This window comes from Sorangium sp. So ce321 (assembly GCF_051530195.1).
In the GTDB taxonomy this organism is placed as follows: Bacteria; Myxococcota_A; Polyangia; order Polyangiales; family Polyangiaceae; genus Sorangium.
The window spans coordinates 10,749,426-10,770,543 of the sequence record NZ_CP150329.1; the positions used below are offsets into that span (position 1 = coordinate 10,749,426).

The 21,118-nt window shown below is 73.5% G+C and carries 17 protein-coding genes; 14 read left to right on the forward strand and 3 right to left on the reverse strand.

Going from position 1 to position 21,118, the window contains the following annotated elements; translation table 11 throughout:
* The first annotated feature begins 9 nt into the window (after positions 1-9).
* Both WME89_RS39785 and WME89_RS39790 read left to right on the forward strand, forming a co-directional pair.
* Positions 10-1,902, forward strand: coding sequence for a protein kinase domain-containing protein (locus WME89_RS39785; protein WP_438004804.1), 1,893 nt, complete (start codon positions 10-12; stop codon positions 1,900-1,902).
* Positions 1,903-2,349: 447 nt separating this feature from the next.
* Positions 2,350-2,670, forward strand: a complete 321-nt coding sequence (locus WME89_RS39790) for a hypothetical protein (RefSeq protein ID WP_437659387.1) — start codon at positions 2,350-2,352, stop codon at positions 2,668-2,670.
* On the opposite strand, the gene WME89_RS39795 is transcribed toward WME89_RS39790, so the two are convergent.
* Entirely contained in the window at positions 2,637-3,107 is a 471-nt protein-coding gene (locus tag WME89_RS39795) for a GNAT family N-acetyltransferase (RefSeq protein ID WP_437659386.1), read from the reverse strand. The two genes, WME89_RS39790 and WME89_RS39795, sit on opposite strands and share 34 nt — an antisense overlap.
* A gap of 422 nt (positions 3,108-3,529) precedes the next feature.
* Between WME89_RS39795 and WME89_RS39800 the strand changes: the two genes are divergently transcribed.
* The 3 genes from WME89_RS39800 (at position 3,530) to WME89_RS39810 (ending at position 7,029) form a co-directional block, all read left to right on the forward strand.
* The gene (locus WME89_RS39800) at positions 3,530-4,441 is read left to right on the forward strand and encodes a 1-acyl-sn-glycerol-3-phosphate acyltransferase (RefSeq protein ID WP_438004805.1); all 912 of its coding nucleotides are present in this window, start codon (positions 3,530-3,532) and stop codon (positions 4,439-4,441) included.
* On the forward strand, positions 4,438-5,367 hold the full coding sequence (locus tag WME89_RS39805) for an SDR family oxidoreductase (protein ID WP_438004806.1): 930 nt from the start codon (positions 4,438-4,440) through the stop codon (positions 5,365-5,367). Before WME89_RS39800 ends, WME89_RS39805 begins: the two co-directional genes overlap by 4 nt.
* 96 nt (positions 5,368-5,463) lie before the next feature.
* Complete coding sequence (locus tag WME89_RS39810; protein WP_438004807.1) at positions 5,464-7,029, forward strand: dipeptidyl-peptidase 3 family protein; 1,566 nt, start codon at positions 5,464-5,466, stop codon at positions 7,027-7,029.
* 19 nt (positions 7,030-7,048) lie between these two features.
* Here the strand turns inward: WME89_RS39810 and WME89_RS39815 are convergent, their stop codons facing one another.
* Both WME89_RS39815 and WME89_RS39820 read right to left on the reverse strand, forming a co-directional pair.
* Entirely contained in the window at positions 7,049-8,722 is a 1,674-nt protein-coding gene (locus WME89_RS39815; protein WP_438004808.1) for a hypothetical protein, read from the reverse strand.
* Positions 8,719-9,921: a hypothetical protein gene (locus WME89_RS39820; protein WP_438004809.1), complete on the reverse strand. Its 1,203-nt coding sequence runs from the start codon at positions 9,919-9,921 to the stop codon at positions 8,719-8,721. The genes WME89_RS39815 and WME89_RS39820 overlap by 4 nt, the downstream gene beginning before the upstream one ends.
* 199 nt (positions 9,922-10,120) lie before the next feature.
* Between WME89_RS39820 and WME89_RS39825 the strand changes: the two genes are divergently transcribed.
* The 9 genes from WME89_RS39825 (at position 10,121) to WME89_RS39865 (ending at position 21,113) form a co-directional block, all read left to right on the forward strand.
* On the forward strand, positions 10,121-11,476 hold the full coding sequence (locus WME89_RS39825) for a serine/threonine-protein kinase (protein WP_438004810.1): 1,356 nt from the start codon (positions 10,121-10,123) through the stop codon (positions 11,474-11,476).
* Between the two features lie 234 nt (positions 11,477-11,710).
* Complete coding sequence (locus WME89_RS39830; RefSeq protein WP_438004811.1) at positions 11,711-12,697, forward strand: AAA family ATPase; 987 nt, start codon at positions 11,711-11,713, stop codon at positions 12,695-12,697.
* Entirely contained in the window at positions 12,694-13,602 is a 909-nt protein-coding gene (locus WME89_RS39835) for a DUF58 domain-containing protein (RefSeq protein WP_437620019.1), read from the forward strand. The genes WME89_RS39830 and WME89_RS39835 overlap by 4 nt, the downstream gene beginning before the upstream one ends.
* The gene (locus WME89_RS39840) at positions 13,599-14,873 is read left to right on the forward strand and encodes a hypothetical protein (protein WP_438004812.1); all 1,275 of its coding nucleotides are present in this window, start codon (positions 13,599-13,601) and stop codon (positions 14,871-14,873) included. Before WME89_RS39835 ends, WME89_RS39840 begins: the two co-directional genes overlap by 4 nt.
* Entirely contained in the window at positions 14,870-16,015 is a 1,146-nt protein-coding gene (locus tag WME89_RS39845) for a VWA domain-containing protein (protein WP_438004813.1), read from the forward strand. The genes WME89_RS39840 and WME89_RS39845 overlap by 4 nt, the downstream gene beginning before the upstream one ends.
* The gene (locus WME89_RS39850) at positions 16,012-17,166 is read left to right on the forward strand and encodes a vWA domain-containing protein (RefSeq protein ID WP_437620023.1); all 1,155 of its coding nucleotides are present in this window, start codon (positions 16,012-16,014) and stop codon (positions 17,164-17,166) included. Before WME89_RS39845 ends, WME89_RS39850 begins: the two co-directional genes overlap by 4 nt.
* Positions 17,153-18,238: a tetratricopeptide repeat protein gene (locus WME89_RS39855; RefSeq protein ID WP_438004814.1), complete on the forward strand. Its 1,086-nt coding sequence runs from the start codon at positions 17,153-17,155 to the stop codon at positions 18,236-18,238. Before WME89_RS39850 ends, WME89_RS39855 begins: the two co-directional genes overlap by 14 nt.
* The gene (locus WME89_RS39860; RefSeq protein WP_438004815.1) at positions 18,235-20,280 is read left to right on the forward strand and encodes a BatD family protein; all 2,046 of its coding nucleotides are present in this window, start codon (positions 18,235-18,237) and stop codon (positions 20,278-20,280) included. Before WME89_RS39855 ends, WME89_RS39860 begins: the two co-directional genes overlap by 4 nt.
* On the forward strand, positions 20,277-21,113 hold the full coding sequence (locus WME89_RS39865; protein ID WP_438004816.1) for a hypothetical protein: 837 nt from the start codon (positions 20,277-20,279) through the stop codon (positions 21,111-21,113). Before WME89_RS39860 ends, WME89_RS39865 begins: the two co-directional genes overlap by 4 nt.
* The last annotated feature ends 5 nt before the right edge of the window (positions 21,114-21,118 follow it).

Sequence of the window (21,118 nt, forward strand, 5' to 3'; positions counted from 1 at the left end):
CCTCGGCATGTGACCTTGCACGCTGGCCGCTATGAGAGCTTGCGCGCCATCGCGTCGGGCGGCATGGCCACGGTGTATCTCGGGCGGGCCGTCGGCGCCGGCGGGTTCGAGCGCCTCGTCGCCCTGAAGATGATGCACCCGCACATCGCGGCGGAGCCCGAGTTCGTCGCGATGTTCCTCGACGAGGCGCGCCTCGCGGCGCGGGTGCGCCACCCCAACGTCGTCGCCACGTTCGACCTCGTCGAGGACCCGCTGTTCCTCGTCATGGAGTACATCGAGGGCCCGTCGCTGCACCTCCTGCTCCGCACGTGCGCGCGGGCGAAGCGGCCCGTCCCGCTCGGGATCGCGCTCCGCATCTTCCTCGACGTGCTCGCGGGTCTCCACGCGGCGCACGAGCTCACCGGGTCGGACGGCGAGCCGCTCCACCTCGTGCACCGCGACGTCTCGCCGCAGAACGTGCTCGTCGGCATCGACGGCGTCGCGCGCATCACCGACTTCGGCGTCGCCCGCGCCGAGACGCGGCTCATGTCGACGCAGGGCAACGCGCTCAAGGGCAAGCTCGCCTACATGGCGCCCGAGCAGATCCGGGCCCAGCAGGTCGACCGCCGCAGCGACGTTTACTCGGCCGGCGTGGTGCTCTGGGAGATGCTCACGGAGGAGCGCCTGTTCAAGGCCGACAACGACGGCGCGCTGATCGCGCACATCCTCCAGGGCCCGCCCACGGGGCCGCGCGGGGTGGTGCCGTCGGTCCCGGCCGCGATCGACAGGATCTGCCTGCGCGCGCTGAGCACCGATCCGGACGACCGGTTCCCTACCGCCGCCGCGTTCGCGGAGGCGCTGGAAGAGGCGGCCGCGCAGACGCCGGGCCTCGCTGTCTCGTCCCCCCGGGCGGTGGAGGCGCTCATCAAGGAGGTCGGCCTGCGCGGGTCGCCGGACGGCCTCGGTCCGCCCAGCGCGCGGAACGGCCCGGCGTCGGGCACCGGGCCGAGGTCGGTGCGGTCGCCGCTGAGCCAGCGCTCTCCCCGGAGCGAGCCGCTGCCCCTCAGCCAGCGCTCTCCCGGGAGCGAGCCGCTGCCCCTCAGCCAGCGCTCTCCCGGGAGCGAGCCGCTGCCCCTCAGCCACCGCGCGCCCCGGAGCCAGCAGGGCGTCGGCGCGGCCACGGATCTCTTGGGCACCGACAGCGCGCAGGGGCTGGGCGCGGTCGTCTCCGAGGCCGTGTTCCGCCGGCAGCACATCGTGCGCCGCAGCGTGATCGCCAGCCTCTGCGCGGTCGCGCTCGCGATCGGCGTGGGGGTCTTCTTCGCCGTCGGCCAGCGCGAGCCCGTCGCCCAGGAGGTGACGGAGAGCGTCGCCGCTTCCCCGAGCTCGCCGCTGCTCCCTGCGGCCATCGCGGACAGCGCGCCCGCTCATGTGGCCGCTGTGGCGCATCCCGGCGCGCCCGCCCAGGGCCCCGCCCTCGACGCCCCAGCGCAGGCCGCTGCACCCGGCGGCTCCGCCCAGGGCATCGGTCCCGCCGGGGCCGCGCACGCGCCCCTTCCCGCCGGGGCCGCGCACGCGCCCCTTCCCGCCGGGGCCGCGCACGCGCCCCTTCCCGCCAGAGCCGCCCCGGCCCCGGTTCCGGTCAGGGCCGCTCAGGGCGTCGTTCCTGCCAGGGCCGCCCATGCGCCGGCGTCCACCGCCAACCGCGCGGCGCCGCGGCCCGGCCAGAGGGCGACGCCGCCCGCCGCCAAGCCCAAGCCGAGCCGGTCCGACCCGCGCACCGCGAGCGGATCCGCGTCCTCGACGGCAAAGCCGCCGCTCCGCTCCTCGGCCGCTCGCGGCGCGACGCCGAAGGCCCCGGACCCGAAGCGAAGCGCCCCGCGGACGACCTCCCGGACGCCCTTCAAGCCCAGCGGGCTCTGACGCGCACGACGCGCGACGTCATCGCCTCGACGAGACACCATCGACGCCAGCCCGGGACCGGGGCTCCCCTGACGTCAGTCAGGGACAGGCGCTATCTCACGGGGTCCGAGCGCTGCCCCCGCGGCGCGCGACGCGCGCGGCCGGCCTGGCGATGATCCTTTTCGCCGCCACGTCCAACACTCCGGCGGTCGAGGCCCGTCCAATCACCGGCGGCCACGGCCTCCCTCTGCGCCGGTCCCGAAGCAGCTCCGATCGCGCGGCACGAGGCCGCGCTGTCACACATTGAGCGCACCTCGTCACCCACATCTTCGCAAAGCACCGCAGAAGGTCAGTCGTCATCTCACGAGCGTGACATGGGACGTAGGCTATTCTTGTCGTGGGGCGGAATGTGCTCGCCCAAGTGAAAGACGCGCCGCGCGTCAGACGTTACCCCGGGGGAACCAGCTCATGCGCTCGCTTTTCGAGCAGGTGGTCGAGTGCTGTGGCCTCGCGCCCGCGTTCGCCAGGAAGATCATCCAGGAGGCCTGCGAGCGGAGCGGCGTGTCGCCGCCCGACGCGATGACCCCTGCCGATCTCATCCGCTCGCTTCCCCACATTCGCCAGGCGCTCGGTGTCTTCCTCGATCCCCGCGAGGTAGCGCTGAAGACGGCCGCGATGCGCGCCCTCGTCAAGGGCTCCTGGCCGTCGATGCCCGCGGTCGCTCCCCCCGCCCCGAGCCAGGAAATCCGGGCGCCTCAGGAGGAGCCGGAGGCCAAGTCGAGCTCGTAGAGCTCGTAATGCGAGCGCTGCATTCCGAGCGCGACATAGGTCGACTGCGCGCGCGCGTTCGCGGTCTCCACGTAGAGGCGGATGCCGCATACGTCCCCCGCGTCCGCCGCCATCTCCCGGACTCGCCGGTACAGCGCCCGGAAGACCCCGCTGCGGCGCGACGCGGGAGACACATAAACGGACTGGATCCACCAGAAAGTGCCGTTTCTCCAGTCACTCCATTCGTAGGTGACCATCAGCTGCCCGGCCACCTCGGAGGAGCGCTCGGCGATCAGATAGAACCCTTTGGACTCGTCGGCGATCAGCGCGGCGGCGCCGCGGAGGGTGGTGGCCGTGTCCAGCACCTTGCCTTCCGTCTCGAGCGCCATCGCCCTGTTGTTCGCCGCGAGGATCGCCGCATCCATGGGCGCCGCCCGGCGGATCACGAGCTCGGTCACGGGGCGACCTCCCGGCGGGCGTTGCGGGGGCGTCCTTCCGGCGGGCGGCCGGAGGGCGCCTGGCCAGGAAGCTCGGGGGCGCGGCGTCGGATCGACATGGCCGACCCATACCGCGGGCAGCGGGGCTGCTCAATGGCCCCGCGCCGCGCGCCACGGTCGAGAGCGCAGCAGCCAGCGCTGCGCCGCGGAGAGCCCGCCGCGGCGCGTTATGTTTCGAGACGTGATCATCGACGACAACGGCGCGAAACCTGCGGCCTGCGGCGACTCGAGCCCAGCGGCTCGCGCGGCTTCAGCGGGCGCACCTTCACCGGCGCGCCGGCGGCGCAGGGCGGCCGCCGGCTCCTCCGCGGCCGTGGCGGAGGTTGTGCTCCCCGCCCGATCGCGCGTACCCTCCGGGCGCCGAAGTCTCCGGAGGGTGACCTTTGACACTGCTCGTCAGCGACTCAATTGCACAGCGCGTACAGCGGCTGGAGATCCCGTTCAACAGCTTCGGGGTCGATCCTTACGGCATCTCCCGGAAGCACCTCGGCCTCTTCTTCTCTGCGCTGGACTTCTTCTACCATCATTACTTCTCGGTGGACGTGGCGGGCGCCGAGAACGTGCCTGCGCGCGGGCGCGCGATGCTCGTCGGCAACCACTCGGGCGGCGTCGCCATCGACGGGGCGATGGTGGTCGCGTCGATGTTCTTCGAGATGGAGCCGCCGCGGCTGGCAGAGGGGATGGCGGAGAAGTTCATCAACCGCCTCCCCTTCACCTCGCTCTGGTCGAGCCGCACAGGGCATTTCACCGGCCTCCCCGAGCACGCGAGCCGCCTGCTCGAGGACGAGCGGCTGCTCATGGTGTTCCCCGAGGGGGCGCGCGGCACCGCCAAGCTCTACAGCGAGCGCAACTCGCTCGTGCATTTCGGCTCGGGGTTCGTCCGGCTCGCGCAGAAGACGAGGACGCCCATCATCCCGTTCGGCTTCGTCGGCGGCGGCGAGGCGGTGCCCACCATCGCCAACTCGTACACGATCGGCCGGCTGTTCGGGGTCCCCTATATCCCGATCACCCCTTATCTCGTCCCGGCGCCGCTGCCAGTCCAGCTGGAGATCACCTATGGCGAGCCGATGACGTTCCCCGGGACCGGCGCGGAGGAAGATGAGGTGATCATGGGCCACGTGGATCAGGTGAAGGCGAAAATCGCCGAGCTCATCGAGGTCGGGCGGCAGCGGCGCCGCGGGGGGCTCGCGCTCGATCAGCGCGGCGCCACGCCGGCGGGGCAGCGCGGCGCCACGCCGGCGGGGCAGCGCGGCGCCACGCCGGCGGAGCCTGCCTCATCGAAGGAGCGCGCATGAGGATCCTCATCCCTGGAATCACCGGACAGCTCGGTCGCATGGTCGCGACGCGCCTCCTCGAGGCGGGACACGAGGTGATCGGCATCGACCGGCGGCCCTGGCCGTCCGCCCCCGCCGGCGTCGAGATGCACAACGTGGATCTGCAGAAGCGCGCCGCCGAGGACGTGTTCCGCAAGAGCCGGCCCCAGGCCGTCATCCACATGGCGACGGTGACGCACCTCGTGGAGCAGACCGAGGAGCGGTATCGGATCAACCTCGGCGGCACGCGCGTCGTCTTCGACAACAGCCGCGCTTGCGGGGTCGAGCACGTGATCTTCGTCGGCCGACACACCTACTATGGCGCTGGCCCCGAGTCGCCGCTCTACCACACGGAGGAGGACCCGCCGATGGCGGTGTCCACCTTCCCCGAGCTCGCCGACCTCGTCGCGGCCGATCTCTACGCCTGCACGGCGCTCTGGCGCGCTCCCGAGCTCTGCACGACCGTGCTCCGCATGTGCTACACGCTCGGCCCGACCGGCCACGGCACGCTGGCGAGCTTCCTTCGCGGCCCCCACGTCCCGTACGTCCTCGGGTTCGACCCGCTGTTCCAGTTCATGCACGAGCAGGACGTCGTGACCGCCATCTGCCTCGCCCTGGAGAAGCGCATCCGCGGCGTCTACAACGTCTCGGGCCCGCAGCCCGTGCCCCTGTCGCTCATCATCCGGGCGGCGGGGCGGGTGGCGGTGCCCCTGCCCGAGTTCGTGCTGCGCAACGCGCTCGGCCGCTTCGGCCTGCCGAAGCTCCCGCGCGCGGCGCTGACCCACGTCAAGTACCCCGTCGTCGTGGACAGCGCGGCCTTCCGCGCCGCCACCGGGTTCAAGCACGCCATCGACGAGGCCCAGGCGGTCCGCGAGTACCGCGACGCACGCCTGGTCCAGACGAGCTGACCCTGAGCCGTCCGGCGGTTGCTGGACATCACGACGTCACGGCATCACGACATCACGACATCACGACATCACGACGTCGCCCGAGAGGAGGTCCCGTTGTTGTCCGAGAAGGTCAAGCAGTTCGCGCCGGCCAGGCTCACCGCGGACGTCAGCAAGCTGCCCGAGCGGGAGAGGCAGGTGCTCGGCAAGCTCATCGAGGCCTCGCGGCTGCTCGATCCCGTCTTCGATCGGCAGGCCCACGCCGCGAACCCGGAGCTCCGCGAGCAGCTCGCCTCGGACACCACCCCGGAAGGGCGGGACAAGCTCGCCTATTTCGACATCATGCGCGGCCCGTGGGACAGGCAGGATCACCACCGCCCCTTCGCCACCGACAGGCCTCGTCCGCCGGGCGCCGGCTTCTACCCGGAAGATCTCTCGGCCGACGAGCTCCACGCCTGGACAGCGCAGCACCCGGGCGACAAGGAGGCCTTCGAGAGCCTCTTCACGCTCATCCGCCGCGACGCGGGCAGGCTCGTGGCGGTGCCGTACAGCCAGGCGTACGCGGCGTGGCTCGGCCCCGCCGGCGCGCTCCTCGAGGAGGCGGCGGCGCTCACGGCGAACGAGAGCCTGCGGCGGTTCCTGAGATCGCGGGCCGAGGCGTTCCGCTCGGACGACTACCACGCATCGGACAAGGACTGGATGGACCTCGACAGCCCGGTCGAGGTGACCATCGGCCCTTACGAGACCTACGAGGACGAGCTCCTCGGCCTCAAGGCCTCCTTCGAGTCGTTCGTCACGGTGAGCGACCCGGAGGCCTCCCGGAGGCTCGCCAAGTACAAGGAGCTCCTCCCGGAGATGGAGCGCAACCTGCCCATCCCCGATGAGGTGAAGACGGAGCGCGGCGGAGAGAGCCCCATCCAGGTCGTGGACCTCGTCTACAGCGCCGGCGACGCCCGCAAATCGGTCCAGACGATCGCGTTCAACCTGCCGAACGACGAGCGCGTCCGCGCCGAGAAGGGCGCCAAGAAGGTCCTGCTCCGCAACGTCATCGAGACGAAGTTCGAGCTGATCATGCGCCCCATCGCCGAGCGCATCCTCGACCCGGCGCAGCTCGAGCACCTGTCCGCCGACGCGTTCTTCAACGAGACGCTCTTCCACGAGCTCTCGCACAGCCTGGGCCCGGCGTTCACGAACGTCGGCGGCGCCCGGGTCGAGGTGCGCCTCGCCCTCGGCTCGACCTACTCCGCCCTCGAGGAGGCCAAGGCCGACGTGATGGGCGCCCACAACGTCCTCTTCATGATCCAGAGAGGACACTTCCCCGCCGACTTCAGGGAGAAGCTCCTTGTGTCGTATTTCGCGGGGCTGTTCAGGAGCACCCGCTTCGGCGTGGCCGAGGCGCACGGCAAGGGCGCCGCGCTCCAGATCAACCGCTTCCTCGAGGAGCGCGCCGCCCGCTTCGACCCGGCGACCCGCCGCTTCACGGTCGACCCCGCGGGGCTCGAGGCGGCCATCGCCCGCCTCGTCCGCGATCTCTGCATGGTGCAGCACCGCGGCGACCGGCAGGCCGCAAGCGAGCTCCTCTCGAGGTACGGAGAGGTCTCGGGGCCGATGCAGCAGGCGCTCGGCGGCCTCGAGGGGATCCCGATCGACGTCCGGCCGATCTACCCGCTCGCCGGCGAGTGAGCCGGCGGCGCCGCGGCGCTCACGGGCCGAACTGGACGAGGAACGCGTCGCTGGCGCCGCGGCTCGTGAGCGCGCCGCCCCCGAGGTCGAGGACCCCGTTGAAGTGGCCGGTCACCCAGCTGTTGCCGAGGAGATCGACCGCGACGGAGGTACCCCGCTGCTCGCCCGAGTCGCCGAACGCGCGCGACCAGATCGGGCTGCCGCCGAGGTCGAGCTTGGCCACGAGCACGTCGGCGGCGCCCGCGGCCACGTGCACGTCGTCCCCTACCTCGACGCTCCCCAGGAAGGAGCCGGTCAGGAGGACGTTGCCGGCAAGGTCGACCGCGACGGAGGCGCCCTCCTGGTCGGCGTCGTCGCCGTAGTCCTCGCTCCACAGCGGGACGCCGTTCTCGTCCAGCTTGAGGAGGAGGATGTCCTTGTCTCCCGACGTCGTGAGCGGCGACTCGCCGAGGTTCACCCAGGAGCGGAACGAGCCGGTCACGAGGACGTTGCCCGCGCCGTCCACGGCCACGCCGAGCGCCTCGGCGGCGTTGGTCGCGTTGGCCGACTTGCTCCAGAGGTGGTCGCCGGCCGGGTCGAGCTTCGCGATGAACAGGTCGCTCTTGGCCTCGGTGACGAGGCCCTTGTCGCCCCCGAAGCTGATCCTCCCGCTGAACCAGCCGACGAGGACGATGTTGCCCGCGCCGTCGACGGCGACGCCGGTGCCGGCCTGGTCCTCCGCGTCGCCGAACTGCCTGGCCCACTGGACATTGCCGGCGGCGTCGAGCTTGACGAGGAACACGTCGCGCTTGCCCTGGCTCGTCAGGGTGAAGCCCTCGCCCTCCTGGCGCTCGCCGAAGTCGAGCGTGCCCCAGAACTCGCCGGTGACGAACGCGTTCCCCGCGCCGTCCACGGCCACCGCCGTCGCCTGCTGGCTGGCGGAGTCGCCGAAGCGCCGGCTGAACTGGTGCGCCCCCGCGGCGTCGAACCGCGCGACGACGACGTCGGGGCGGTGACCGTGGCCCTCGCGCACGCCGCCGCCGAAATCGACGTCGCCCGAGGCGCTGCCCGCGAGCACCACGTCGCCGTCCGGCGAGAGCGCCACGCCCCGGGCGACGCTGTCGGCGAAGCGACGGCCGAACCGCGAGCGGCCGTCGCGGGAGAGCGCGCCGCGCGGGAACGCGACGAGGAACGCGTCCGCGTCGCCGAGCGTGCCCAGCTCGTCCGACGGGCCCGCGCCGAGGTCGGTGCTGCCGGAAGCCGACCCGACCACCACGACGGCGTCCTCGCTGACGGCGATGGCCGTGCCGTGCTGGACGCCGGCGCCGCCCAGCGCGGCGCTCAGCACGGGATCGCCGGTGCACGCCCGCCCGTCGCAGTTCTCGTCCTCGGGCGTGGTGCAGCTCTCGAACGCGGGCAGGACCTGGCCGACGCAGGAGCCGACCGCCGTCCCGTCGTCGTTGCACGTGGCCACGCCGGCCGCGCAGAGGCCGACGCCCTCGGTGCCCTGCGGCCCCGCGTAGCAGGCCGTCTCGGCGAGCGGGACGCAGCCCTCCGGGGCGCCGCCGCCCGCGGCCCCGCCGCCGCCGCTCCCCCCCTCGCCGACCGGGTCCGGCGCGAGCTCGGGGAAGGGCGCGATGAAGGCGCACGCGCCCGTGCAGGCCAGGGCGAGCGCCGCGACGACGCCCATGCCGAGGCGGCGCGCGCGGCTCACAGCGCCCCCCTGACGGCGACGCCCGCGCCATCCAGGCCGATCCACGGCGAGAGCGCCGTCGGGCCCGGCGCGCGCGCTGGCCGCGCCTGCCTCCCCGCGGTGTCCGCGGGCGCCGCGCGCGGCGAGGAAGAAGGCCAGAAGAGGTACGTGGCGAAGCCGCCCGCGACGAGCGCGGCCCCGGTGAGCACCGTGCTCGTGACGGCGAGCGCTTGCCCGCGGTCGCGCAGGGCCTGCCGCTCGTCCAGCGAGCCCGGGGCAGGGTTCGCGTTCTTCTTCAGGAAGGTGTGCCGCACGTCGTACGCGATCACGCCCGTGACCACGGCGCCGGCGGCGAGCGCGGCCGCCGCCCCCACGACGGCGACCGGCGAGATGCGCGGGCCCGGCGCGGGCGCGCGGAGCGGCGCCGCGCGCGTCGGCGCGAGCGGGCGCGCGGACGCGACCTGACGCCTGGAGCCGAGCTCGGCCCGGAGCTCGACGATCGCGCCTGTCTCGGCCTGCACCGTGGCCTCGAACCGCTCCGCGTAGTTCTCCGCCCTCACCACGACCCGCCGCTCCCCGGGGGTCACGAGGATGGCCGCGCCGACGAGCGCCGGGTTGATCGGCTCGCCGTCGATCTCGACGTGCACGCCGGCCGCGTGCTCGGGCAGGCGCAGGACGATCTGCGACGTCCTCACCCGGAGCTTCTCGATGCGTGACCGCGACTCCCTCGCGAGCGCGAGCTCGCGCCGCGCTGTCGCGCCGGACAGGGCGAGCTCAAACGCGTTGAGCGCCTCGACCACGTGGCCGAGCGCCTCGTGACACGCGCCGAGGTGATACAAGAGCGATGGCGACACGACGATCTTGCGGATCCGCTCGTAGGCCTCCAGCGCCTCTGCCCACCGGCCTTGATCCTCCGCGGCGAGGCCGAGCGCGAACAGGCGCCGCGCGGACGCGAGCTCCGCGGCGCTCGGCTGCCGGGGCGCAGCGGCAGGCGGCGGCGCGCTCGCGGCAGCAGGCGGCGGCCCGCTCGCGACGACGGACAGCGGCGCGCTCGCGGCGGCAGGCGGCGGCGCGCTCGCGGCGGCAGGCGGCGGCGCGCTCGCGACGACGGGCAGCGGCGCGCGCCCCTCGGCCTGCGGGGAAGGATCTGCGGACGCAGCCGGACCGACGCCGACCACGGCGAAGAATACCACTCCGCCGATGGTGATCCGATGCTCCACCTGCGCCTCCTTCCTCAACGAAGCGATAGAGGCAATCTAACCGTACTCATGCCTCTCGATTCTCGACAACTGGAAAATTGTTTGAGATTGGTGGCCGATCCTGGAACGCTCTTCCATCGTCCGTGAGAGCTTCAGCGTGGTCGGATTCACGACGACACAGGAGTCGCAGGTACGAGCTGTGATAGCGCCCGTCGATCTTGTGCCAGGTCAACTTCTCGGCCGCTATGAGCTGCTGATCGCCATCGCACAGGGCGGAATGGGCACGGTGTGGGCGGCGCGGGAGCGCGGCGGGGCAGCGGGCGGCGACAGGATCGTGGCAGTGAAGACGATGCTGCCGGCACTCTCCAGCGATCCGCGCTGCAAGCGCATGTTCCTCACCGAGTCTCGCATCGCGTCCCGGATCAAGCACCCGAATGTGTGCGCGATCCTGGATCAAGGTGAGCAGAACGGGGTGCTCTACTTCGTGATGGAGTGGATCGACGGCGACGCGCTGGTGGCGCTGCTCGGCGGCAGCACCCGCAAGCAGGGCAGGCCGCTCCCCCTGCCCGTGGCGGTGCGGGTCGCGATCGAGTCGGCGCGCGGGCTGCACGCCGCGCACGAGCTGCGCGACGACAGCGGCGCGCTGGTCGGGCTCGTGCACCGCGACGTCTCGCCGCACAACATCCTGATCACGCGCGATGGCTCGGTGAAGATCGCCGATTTCGGCGTGGCCAAGGCCATGGCCCACGCGGACAACCCGACGACCAATACCGGGCACATGAAGGGCAAGATCCTCTTCATGGCGCCCGAGCAGGTCTACAGCGAGCAGCTGGACCGGCGTTCGGACATCTTCGCGCTCGGCATCGTGCTCTATCAGCTGACGACGGGCACGCACCCCTTCGCCGCCAGCCACGACCTCGCGACCATGGCCCGCATCGCGCGGCCCGAGCCGGTCGACCCGCCGAGCTCGCTCATCCCCGACTACCCGCCCGCGCTCGAGGCCGCGGTGGTGCGGGCGCTCGCCAAGGATCCGGCCGAGCGGTTCGCGACGATGGCGGAGCTCGCCGACGCGCTCGAGGCGGTGGACGCCGCGATGGGCGGGCGCCGCGAGGAGGTCACAGGGTACATCCGCGACGCGCTCGCCTCGCGCACAGCGCGGCGGGCGGCGGTGATCAAGGACGCGCTGCGCGCCGCGGACGGCAGGTCGCGGGCGCGGCCGCTCTCCCGCCTGGACCCGCGCCGCCGCGCCCGGACGATCGCCACCGCCGCGGCCCTCGTGGCCTCGGGCGCGCTGCTCGGGGCGGCGACGCTCCTCTGGGTCGGCCTCGGCGAGGGCCCCGCCGCTCCGGGCGAGGCCGTGCCCGCGGCGCCGCCCGCGCCGCCGGAGCCGCGGACGAGGGTCGCCGCCGCCGAGCAGGTCGCGCCGGAGCCGCCGCGCGCTACCGCGCCGGCGCCCTCCGCCTCGCCGGCGACGCCGCCGTCCTCCGCCCCCGCCACGAGCGCGACAGCGGTCCCGCCCCGTCCGCGACCGCCCGCCGAGACCGGGCGCGCCAAGTTCCGCGAGCCCGGCTTCTAGCGCCGCGCCGCTCGCGGGCGACCTGGCCGCTCGCGGGCGCCGTGGCCGCTCGCGGGCGACCTGGCCGCTCGCGGGCGCCGTGGCCGCTCGCGGGCGACCTGGCCGCTCGCGGGCGCCGTGGCCGCTCGCGGGCGCCGTGGCCGCTCGCGGGCGCCGTGGCCTCGCGCCCGAGGAATATTCACGCGGCGCCGGTTGTCCTCGGGCGGCCGGGCTTGCTATGAGCTCCCACCCGTTATGCACGACGTACGCGCCCTGAACGAGCTGGTCGCCAAAGAGAGCGCCTTCATCGACACCCTGCTCAACGAGGTTGGCAAGGTCATCGTCGGCCAGACGTACATGATCGAGCGCATCCTCATCGGGCTGCTCACCGGGGGGCACGTGCTCCTCGAGGGCGTCCCCGGCCTCGCCAAGACGCTCACCGTGCGCACGCTCTGCGACGCCATCGAGGCGAAGTTCTCCCGGATCCAGTTCACGCCGGATCTCCTGCCCGCGGACCTCATCGGCACGGTCATCTACAACCACCAGAAGGGCGATTTCACCTCCAAGCTGGGCCCGATCTTCGCGAACCTCGTGCTCGCCGACGAGATCAACCGCGCCCCGGCGAAGGTGCAGAGCGCGCTGCTGGAGGCGATGCAGGAGCGGCAGGTCACGATCGGCGACACGACCTACCCACTGCCGAGCCCGTTCGTGGTCATGGCGACGCAGAACCCGATCGAGCAGGAGGGGACCTACCGCCTGCCGGAGGCGCAGGTCGACCGGTTCATGCTCATGGTGAAGGTCGGGTACCCGGCGCGGGCCGAGGAGCGGCAGATCATCGACCGCACGACCGCGTTGATCGAGAGCAAGGCCGCGAAGGTGACGACGCCCGAGGAGCTCGTCTCCGCGCGCAAGGTCGTGCGCGACGTGTACATGGATGATCGCGTGAAGGACTACATCGTGGATGTGGTCTTCGCGACCCGCGAGCCCGGGCAGAAGGGCATGAAAGAGCTGAGCAGCCTCATCGAGTACGGCGCGAGCCCGCGCGCCTCGATCGCGCTGGCGCTCGCGGCGCGCGCGCACGCGTTCCTCCGCCACCGGGGCTACGTCACGCCGGAGGACGTGAAGGCGATCGGCCCCGACGTGCTCCGGCACCGGGTCGTCCTGACCTACGAGGCCGAGGCCGAGGAGGTGACGTCCGAGCAGATCGTCCGGCGCGTGTTCGAGGTGGTCGAGGTGCCGTGATCAAGGACTCCGGCTCGAAGAACCCGCTGCCGCCGGAGCTCCTGAAGCAGCTCCGGCGCATCGAGATCCGGACGCAACGGCTCGCCAACGAGCAGCTCTCCGGGACGTACTCGTCCGTCTTCAAGGGGCAAGGCCTCTCGTTCCGCGAGGTCCGCGCCTACCTGCCCGGCGACGACGTCCGCTGGATCGACTGGAACGTCTCGGCCCGCATGAGCGAGCCGTTCGTGAAGGTGTTCGTCGAGGAGCGGGAGATGACCGTCATGCTGGTCGTCGACGCCTCCCAGAGCGAGCAGTTCGGCACGCGGCGGGCGTCGAAGGCGCGCGTCGCCGCCGAGATCGCGGCGCTCTGCTCCTTCAGCGCGATCAAGAACAACGACCGCGTGGGCCTCGTGCTCGCGACCGAGGCCATCGAGAAGCTCGTGCCGCCGAAGAAGGGGGACAAGCACGTGATGCGCGTCATCCGGGAGATCCTCGGGCACGAGCCGAAGTACACGGGGACGAACCTGAAGCTCGCGCTCGAGACGCTGGTCAAGGTGGCGAAGCGGAAGAGCGTGGCGTTCGTGATCAGCGATTTCTTCGCCGCCGGCTTCGAGCGCTCGCTCGCGCTCGCCGCCGCCAAGCACGACGTGATCCCGGTGATGCTGGTCGACCCGCGCGACGAGGAGCTGCCCGACGTGGGGCTCGCGACGTTCGAGGACCTGGAGACCGGGGAGGAGGTCGTGGTGGACACCGGGGACCGTGCGGTCCGCGACCACTACCGCGCCGCCATGCGCAAGCTCCGGGGCGACCGGGACAAGCTCTTCAAGAAGCTCGCGCTCGACGCCGTGATCGTGAAGACGGGCGAGAGCTTCGTTACCCCGCTGCGCGACCTGTTCGCCAAGCGGGCGCGGAGGCTCAGGCGATGACGACGCGCGGCTCCTCGGCTGGCCGCACGCGCCCGCTCGCGTGGGCCGCGCTCCCGCTCGCGTGGGCCGCGCGCCCGCTCGCGTGGGCCGCGCTCGCGGCGGCGCTCGCGTGCGCCCTGCCGGCGCGCTCGCAGCCGGACGCCGGCGGGCCCGCCGCTCGGGACGACGACGCCCCGCCGCCGCCTCCGCTGCCCGCGCCGGCGCCAGCGCCGGGCCCGACGGAGCGCGGGGCGGGGAGCGTGTGGGCCTCGTGCGCGGAGCACGTGCCGCCCGGCGCGACGCGACCGCAGATCCAGGAGACGTTCCCGAGGAACGGGTTCAGCGGGTACGCGGCCCACCTCGAGATCACTGTCGCGCACGGCAAGGGCGAGACGGTGCTGCCGGAGGGCTTCAAGGTCCAGGGGGACAGCGACGCCGCGCGCGCCCTGGAAAAGGCGGGGTTCATCCTGCCCGAGGCCGACGCGGGCGCCGGGCCGACGAGCACGACGACGGCGACCGACACCGGCGCGACCACCAGGCTGCTCATCCCGTTCGTGCCGCTCCCGAAGGAGCCGGGCAGGGCCGTGCTGCAGCTGCCGCCGGTGCCGATCGCCGTCTCCCGCGCGAGCGGGGAGCTCGTCACGGTCTGCACCCGGCCGCACGAGATCGTGGTCGAGGACCCGATCGCCAACGAGCGGGATCCCAAGGTGAAGCCGAACCCGCCGCCGCGGCCGCAGCGCGAGGAGTGGGTGCTCGCGAAGCAGCTCACGGTCGGCATCCTCATCGGCGCGGCGCTCGGGGTGCTCGTGGCCTGGCTCGTCCGTCGCTGGCTGCGCCGGCCCCGCGTCGTGGTCGCCCCGCCGCCCAAGCTGCCGTGGGTGGCCGCGCTCGAGGAGCTCGAGGCGCTGCGGCGCTCCGGCCTGCTCAGCGAGGGGCGGACCGACGAGTACTTCGACCGCGTGAGCGACTGCGTGCGCAAGTACCTCGGCGCGCGGTACGGCTTCGACGGCCTCGAGACGACGAGCGACGAGATGCGCGCGCTGCTCGCGCGGGTGCGCCCGCCCGTGCCGGTGCTCCCGCAGATCGCTCGGTTCCTCGCCGACTGCGACCTCGTCAAGTTCGCGCGCCTCCAGCCGACCGAGACCGACTGCCTGGAGGCGATCGAGCGCGGCGAGGTCATCGTGCACCGCACGACGCCGCCGGCCGTGCGCCCCGGCGACGCCGGCGGCCCGCCCTCCGCCAGGCAGGCGCCGCCCGCCCGCCCGTCGCGGGCGCCCGAGGAGGCGCCGTGAGCCGGACGAAGCGCGCGGCGCTCGCGATCGCGGCGACGCTGGTCGTCGCGGCGATCGCCTGCGTCTACCCCTACGTCGCGCGCCGCGAGGCGTGGTCCGGCGCGAGCTGGCAGAACCCGTGGTTCTTGCTCGCGCTCCTCGCGGTGCCGGTCGTCTGGTACTGGGGCATCTTCGCGGAGGACGCGCGCCGGCCCCGGCTCCGGCTCGGCACGGTCGCGCCGCTCGCGCGCGGGCCGCGCGGGCTGCGCAGCTACCTGCGCGACGTGCCCGGCGTGCTGCGCGCCGTCGCGCTCGCGCTGCTCATCCTGGCGATGGGGCGGCCGGTCAGCGTGCTCCGCGAGCAGCGCTCGGACGACAAGGGCATCGACATCGTCGTGGCGCTCGACCTGTCGGGCTCGATGCGCGCGATCCTCGACGCGCGGCCGAGCGACCTCCCCGGCCAGCCGAAGCTCCCGCGCAGCAAGCGGCTGACCCGGCTCGACACGGCGAAGCTCGTCCTCCAGGACTTCATCAGCCGGCGGAAGACCGATCGCCTCGGCGTGGTCGTCTTCGGCAAGGCGGCCTACGTGCTGTCGCCGCCGACGCTCGACTACCACCTGCTGACGCAGATGGTCTCGCAGATGACGCTCAACGTGATCGACGGCAGCGCGACGGCCATCGGCGACGCGCTGGGCACCGCGGTCGCCCGGCTGCGCAGGAGCGACGCGCAGTCGAAGGTCGTCATCCTCCTGACCGACGGCGACTCGAACGCCGGCGCCATCGCGCCCGAGTACGCGACGCACCTCGCGACCTCGCTCGGCGTGAAGGTCTACACGATCCAGATCGGCACCGACGACGAGGTCGAGGTCGAGGACGGCATCGATCTCTTCGGGCAGCCGCGCTACGTGCGCCACCGCTTCCCGGTGAACCCCGCGCTGCTCCAGGAGATCGCGCAGAAGACCGGCGGCGCGTCGTACGTGGCGACCGACGCGAAGGCGCTCGCGGCCAGCATGCACGACGTGCTCGACCGTCTGGAGAAGACCCGCTTCGAGGCGTCGATCTCGGCGTACGAAGATCTCTTCCCCTTCCTGCTCCTGCCCGGGGTGTTCCTGATCGGGCTCGACGCGCTCCTGCGCGCCTGGCTGCTCCGGAGGTTCCCGTGAACTTTGCGGCCCCCTGGTTCCTGCTCGGGACGGCGTTCGCCGCGCTGATCGGCCTCCTGCTCGTCCTCGGCGGCTTCGGCGTGGCGCGCGCGATCAAGCGCTTCGGCGACGAGGATCGCGTGAAGGCGCTCACGACCGCCGACCCGGCGAAGCGCCGCGCCTGGAAGGGCGTGCTCCTCGTGCTCGCGACGGCGCTCGCGTTCGTGGCCGCGGCGCGGCCGCAGTACGGCAAGGGCACGCGGCTCGTGCCGGCGACCAACGTCGACGTGGTGGTCGTGCTCGACTACTCGAAGAGCATGTACGCGCGCGACGTCGAACCCTCCCGCATCTTCCGGGCGAAGGTCGAGGTCGCCCGCCTCATCAAGGATCTCGAGGGCGCGCGCTTCGGCGCGGTCGCGTTCGCGGGCGAGCCGATGGGCTTCCCGCTCACCGCCGACGGCGCCGCGATCGCGCAGTTCTTCCGCCAGCTCGACCCGAACGACATGCCGATCGGCGGCACCGCGATCGCGCGCGCGCTCGACCAGGCGAATGAGCTGCTGCGGCGCGACCCGAAGTCGGCCGAGCACAAGCGGATCATCCTGCTGGTCACCGACGGCGAGGACCTCGAGGGCTACCCGCTGAGCGTCGCCCAGGCGATCGGCGCCCAGGGCACGACGGTCCACGTCGTGCAGATCGGCGGGCGCACGCCGGAGCCGATCCCGGAGATCGGCCCGGACGGCCGCATCGTGGGGTGGCGGACCGACCGCCAGGGAAAGCCGCTCACGACCGAGCTGTCGCTGTCGGGCGAGCAGCAGCTCGCGTCGATCGCGCAGGCGACGCCGGGGGGGCAGATCATCCGCGCGGAGAAGGGGACCACGGGCATCGAGACGATCGCCGCGGAGCTCAGGCGGCAGATGAAGAGCGAGCTCTCGGAGCGGGTCGAGACGGTCTACGCCGACGTCTACTTCTACCCCCTCGGCCTCGCGATCCTGCTCCTCATCGCCGAGGTGTTCCTCAAGGACGCGCCGCGCCGGCGCTTCGTGGCGACGAGCCCCGAGGCCAGGCCGAAGCGCTCCTCGCTGCTGAAGGGGCGCGCGGGCGGCGCGGGCTCCGAGGCGGGGGCAGGGCCGGCCGCGGGGGGCAACGCGGGAGGGCAGCATGCCGCGTCGTGATCGCAAGCGGGCGGAGCTCGCCGGGTTCATCGCGCGCCACGGGCGTGTCCTCGCGATCGGGCTCGCCGCGGCGTGCCTCACCGGGGCCGCGTTCTCGGCGGCTTCCGGGTGCAGCGGGTGGGATCCGACGTCCCCGTTCGAGCGGAACGCGCCGGCGGTCGACCAGGCGATCCGCGATCTCGACGCGGGCAACCTCGAGTCCGCCGAGCAGGCGCTCCAGAGCTACCTCGGGACGGGCGCGTGCAGCGACGCCGGCATCGGGCTGCCCGACTCCGTGCGCCAGAAGCCGAACGGCTCGTTCGACCTCGGGCTGACGCTGTTCCACCTGGCCGAGCGCTACGGCCACCGGTTCGGCGACGAGGGGCTCGCGGACGGCGGGCCGGAGCAGGAGCAGAACGACGCGCTGCGCGCGATCGAGATCGACTGCGCGCTGACCCTGGTGAAGGCGATCGCCGCAGATCCGAGCGTGCCGGCCGACCTGCGCGCGCGCGCCCGCTACCTCTCGGGCAACCTCGAGTTCCTGCGGCGCAAGTACGAGGACGCCGTGAAGTACTACGACCAGGCCCTGGCCATCATCCCCGGCCTGTTCGAGGAGGCGGGCGGCGACGGCATCGGCAGGGACGCGGCCTGGAACCGGGCGATCGCGCTGCGGCGCATCGAGGAGCAGAAGGACGCCGCGCCGCCGGACGCGGAGCCCGACGCGCCGCCGGACGCGGAGCCCGACGCGGGCGACGACGGCGGCGAGCAAGACGCGGGCGACGACGGCGGCGAGCAAGACGCGGGCGACGACGGCGGCGAGCAAGACGCAGGCGACGACGGCGGCGAGCAAGACGCAGGCGACGACGGCGGCGACCAGGACCAGAGCCCGGACGCCGGCCCGCAGGACCAGCCGCCCGACGCCGGCCAGCCCGATCAGCCCGAGCCGCCGCGCGAGCAGCCCCAGGAGCAGCCGCAGTCCGGGCGGCAGGACGATCGCATGCTCGACCAGCTCGAGGAGGCGCCGACGTACCAGGAGCAGGAAGCGAAGAGCAGGGCCGGCATGCGGCGCGGCCGCGCGATGGAGGACAAGTGACGCGCCCGCCGCGCTCCCCTGCCCCGCTCGCGACGCGCCCCGCCGCCACGCTCGCGCTCGCGTTCGCCGCGCGCCTCCCCGCCCCGCTCGCGTTCGCCGCCCGCTTCCCTGCCCCGCTCGCCTCCCCGCGCCGCCTCGCGCCGCTCGCGACGGCGCTGCTGCTGGCGCTCCTCACGCTGCTCGCCCCGCTCCGCGCGCGCGCCCAGCAGCCGGAGCTCTCGTCGCGCGCGAGCTCCACCGAGGTCGAGGTCGGCGAGCCGTTCTCTGTCGAGGTGAAGGCGCTCGTCGAGCGCGGCGCCGGCATGCCGTCCGATCCCGAGCTGCGCGTCCCGCCCGACCTCGACATCGTCTCCGGCCCGAGCATCGGGACGCAGATGAAGACGCAGATGGGGGGCGGCGTCGTCACGACGCAGCTGGGGATCAGCGCGACGTGGCAGCTCGTCGCGAACAAGCCCGGCCGCTACACGATCCCGGGGCCGACGATCACGTGGAACGGCAGGCGACTGCCGGCGGGTCCGATCCTGATCAAGGTCGTGCCCGCGAGCGGTCGGCCGCGCCGGCCGAACAACCCGTTCCTGCTGCCCGGCGGCCCGCTGCACGGCTTCCCGTGGCCGTTCAGCGGCCCGGGCGGCCTGCTCGACGAGGAGGAGGCCGAGGACGAGCCCGAGGACCAGGCGCCCGAGCTGGCGATGCCGAGCGAGCCTGATCCGGTGGTGTTCCTGCGCGCCGTCCCCGACAAGACGGCCGCGGTGGTCGGTGAGCAGGTCGCCGTCTCGTTCTACCTGTACTTCCGCGAGAACGCGGAGATGAGCGAGCCGCGCGCCGCGCCAAGCGCGGACTTCCTCCGCTACCAGCTCCTCGAGGACGCCCGCCAGGAGCGGCCCGTGTACACGCGGGTCGGCGGGCACCGCTACGCCGCGCGCCTCGTCGACAAGCTGGCGCTGTTCCCGCTGAAGGCGGGCGAGCTGCACACGGGCAGCATGCAGGCGCGCATCACGGGCCGGCGCATCGGCGCGCGCGTGCTGCGCGAGTCGAACGACGTCGTCGTCCGGGTCACGGAGCCGCCGCTCGCCGGCCGCCCGTCCGGCTATGCCCTCGGCGACGTCGGTCAGTTCACGCTGAAGGCGACCGTGCAGCCGCGCGAGATCGACCAGGGCGGCTCGGTGGCCGTGAACGTGCAGGTCACCGGCACCGGCAACTTCCCGCAGTCGCTCCGGGTCCCGGAGCGGACCGGCCTCGAGTGGCTCGACCCGGAGAAGCGCGAGTCGCTCGAGCCGCGCGCCGGCGCGATCGGCGGCTTCCGTTCGTTCGGCTACGTCGTGCGCGTCCAGGAGAGCGGCGCGGTGAACCTCGGGAAGGTCGAGTTCCCGTACTGGGATCCGGCGCAGAAGCGTTACGTGGTCGAGGTAGCGGACCTCGGCGTCATCCAGGTGCGCGCGGTCGCTCCCCCGGCGCCCTCCGGGCCAGCGCCCGGCGCGCCGGCCGCCGACCGCGGCGCCGCCGGCCGGGCCGAGCCTTTCGCCGGGATGCCGGGGCTCCGCACGTCGCTCGGCCCGTACACCCCGCCCGCGACGCTGCCCCTCGACGGGGCGCCGTTCTGGCTCCTCCTGGCCGCGCCGCCGCTCGTCGTGACGCTGTTCGGCGCGGGCGACCGGCTCGTGCGCCGGGCGCGCGATCGCCGCGCGGCGGGCGCGACCTCGCCCGCCCGCCTCGCGGCGCTCGCGCTGCGCGAAGCTGAGGAGGCCGCGGCGCAGGGGGATCTCAAGGCGACGGCCGCGGCGATCGAGCGCGCCCTGCACCGAGCGATCGAGTCCGCGACGGGCCTCCGCTCCCGCGGCGTCCTGCTCGCGGCGCTCCCGGGTGAGCTGGGCCAGCGCGGCGTCCCCGAGGCGCTGTCGGCGCGCGCCTGCGAGGCCCTCGCCGCGTGCGAGGCGATCCGGTTCGAGCCGGCCGAGCAGGAGGGCGGCGGCGGCGCCGCCGCGGCGCTGGTCGAGAAGAGCCGCGCCGTCATGACCGAGCTCGCCCGATGGAAGCCGACGTGAACGGTCGCCGCAGGCGCCCCCTCGCCGCCGCGCTCCTCCTCGCCGCGTGCCTCGCGCCGGCGCTCCCGTCGAGCGAGGCGCGTGCGCAGCCGGCTGAGCCCCCGGAGGCGCTGTTCCAGCAGGGTACGGCGGCGCTCGGCCGCGGCGAGTACGGCGCGGCGGTCGACACGTTCGAGCTGCTCGCCGATCGCGGCTTCGTGCACCCGGACGCGAGCTACAACCGCGGCCTCGCCTATGTCCTGCGCGTCCGCGAGGGCGCGGATCGCCCGGGCGACCTGGGCCGGGCGGCGGCCGCGTTCGAGGAGGCGCTGCGGCTCCGTCCGGGCGACACGGACGCGGATCGCTCGCTCGATCTCGTGCGCGCGGAGATCACGCGCCGGCGCTCGCGCCGCGCCGCCGATGCGGTCGACGCGCGCCCCACGCTCGACCGGGTCATCGTCGGCCTCGCCTCGGAGCGCACCTGGGCGGCGGCCGCGCTCCTCGCGTCGCTGCTCCTCTCGCTCGGCGTGGTGCTGCGGCGCCGCCCGGCCGGCCCTGCGCACGTCGCGGGCAGCGTCCTCGCGCCGACGGCGCTCGTCGCGCTGCTCGCGCTGGTGCCGCTCACCTATGCGGCGCGGCACCTCCGCCTGACGACGCGCGCCGGCGTCGTGGTGGTCCCCGAGGTCCGGCTGCTCGACGAGGGCGGGCGCGCGCTGCCCCGCGCGGAGCAGAGCCCGATCCCCGAGGGCGCGTCGGTCGAGGTCGGCAGGAGATCGGGCGGGCTCGCCGAGGTTCGCTGGGGCGCGACCGAGGGGTGGGTCCCGGCGTCGAGCATCCGGTTGCTCGCTCCATGAACCGC

Bases quoted from the DNA above. Each gene is read 5' to 3' on its own strand.
- WME89_RS39830 (WP_438004811.1), top strand. From the start codon at position 11,711: ATGCACGACGTACGCGCCCTGAACGAGCTGGTCGCCAAAGAGAGCGCC.
- WME89_RS39805 (WP_438004806.1), top strand. From the start codon at position 4,438: ATGAGGATCCTCATCCCTGGAATCACCGGACAGCTCGGTCGCATGGTC.
- WME89_RS39840 (WP_438004812.1), top strand. From the start codon at position 13,599: ATGACGACGCGCGGCTCCTCGGCTGGCCGCACGCGCCCGCTCGCGTGG.
- WME89_RS39790 (WP_437659387.1), top strand. From the start codon at position 2,350: ATGCGCTCGCTTTTCGAGCAGGTGGTCGAGTGCTGTGGCCTCGCGCCC.
- WME89_RS39855 (WP_438004814.1), top strand. From the start codon at position 17,153: ATGCCGCGTCGTGATCGCAAGCGGGCGGAGCTCGCCGGGTTCATCGCG.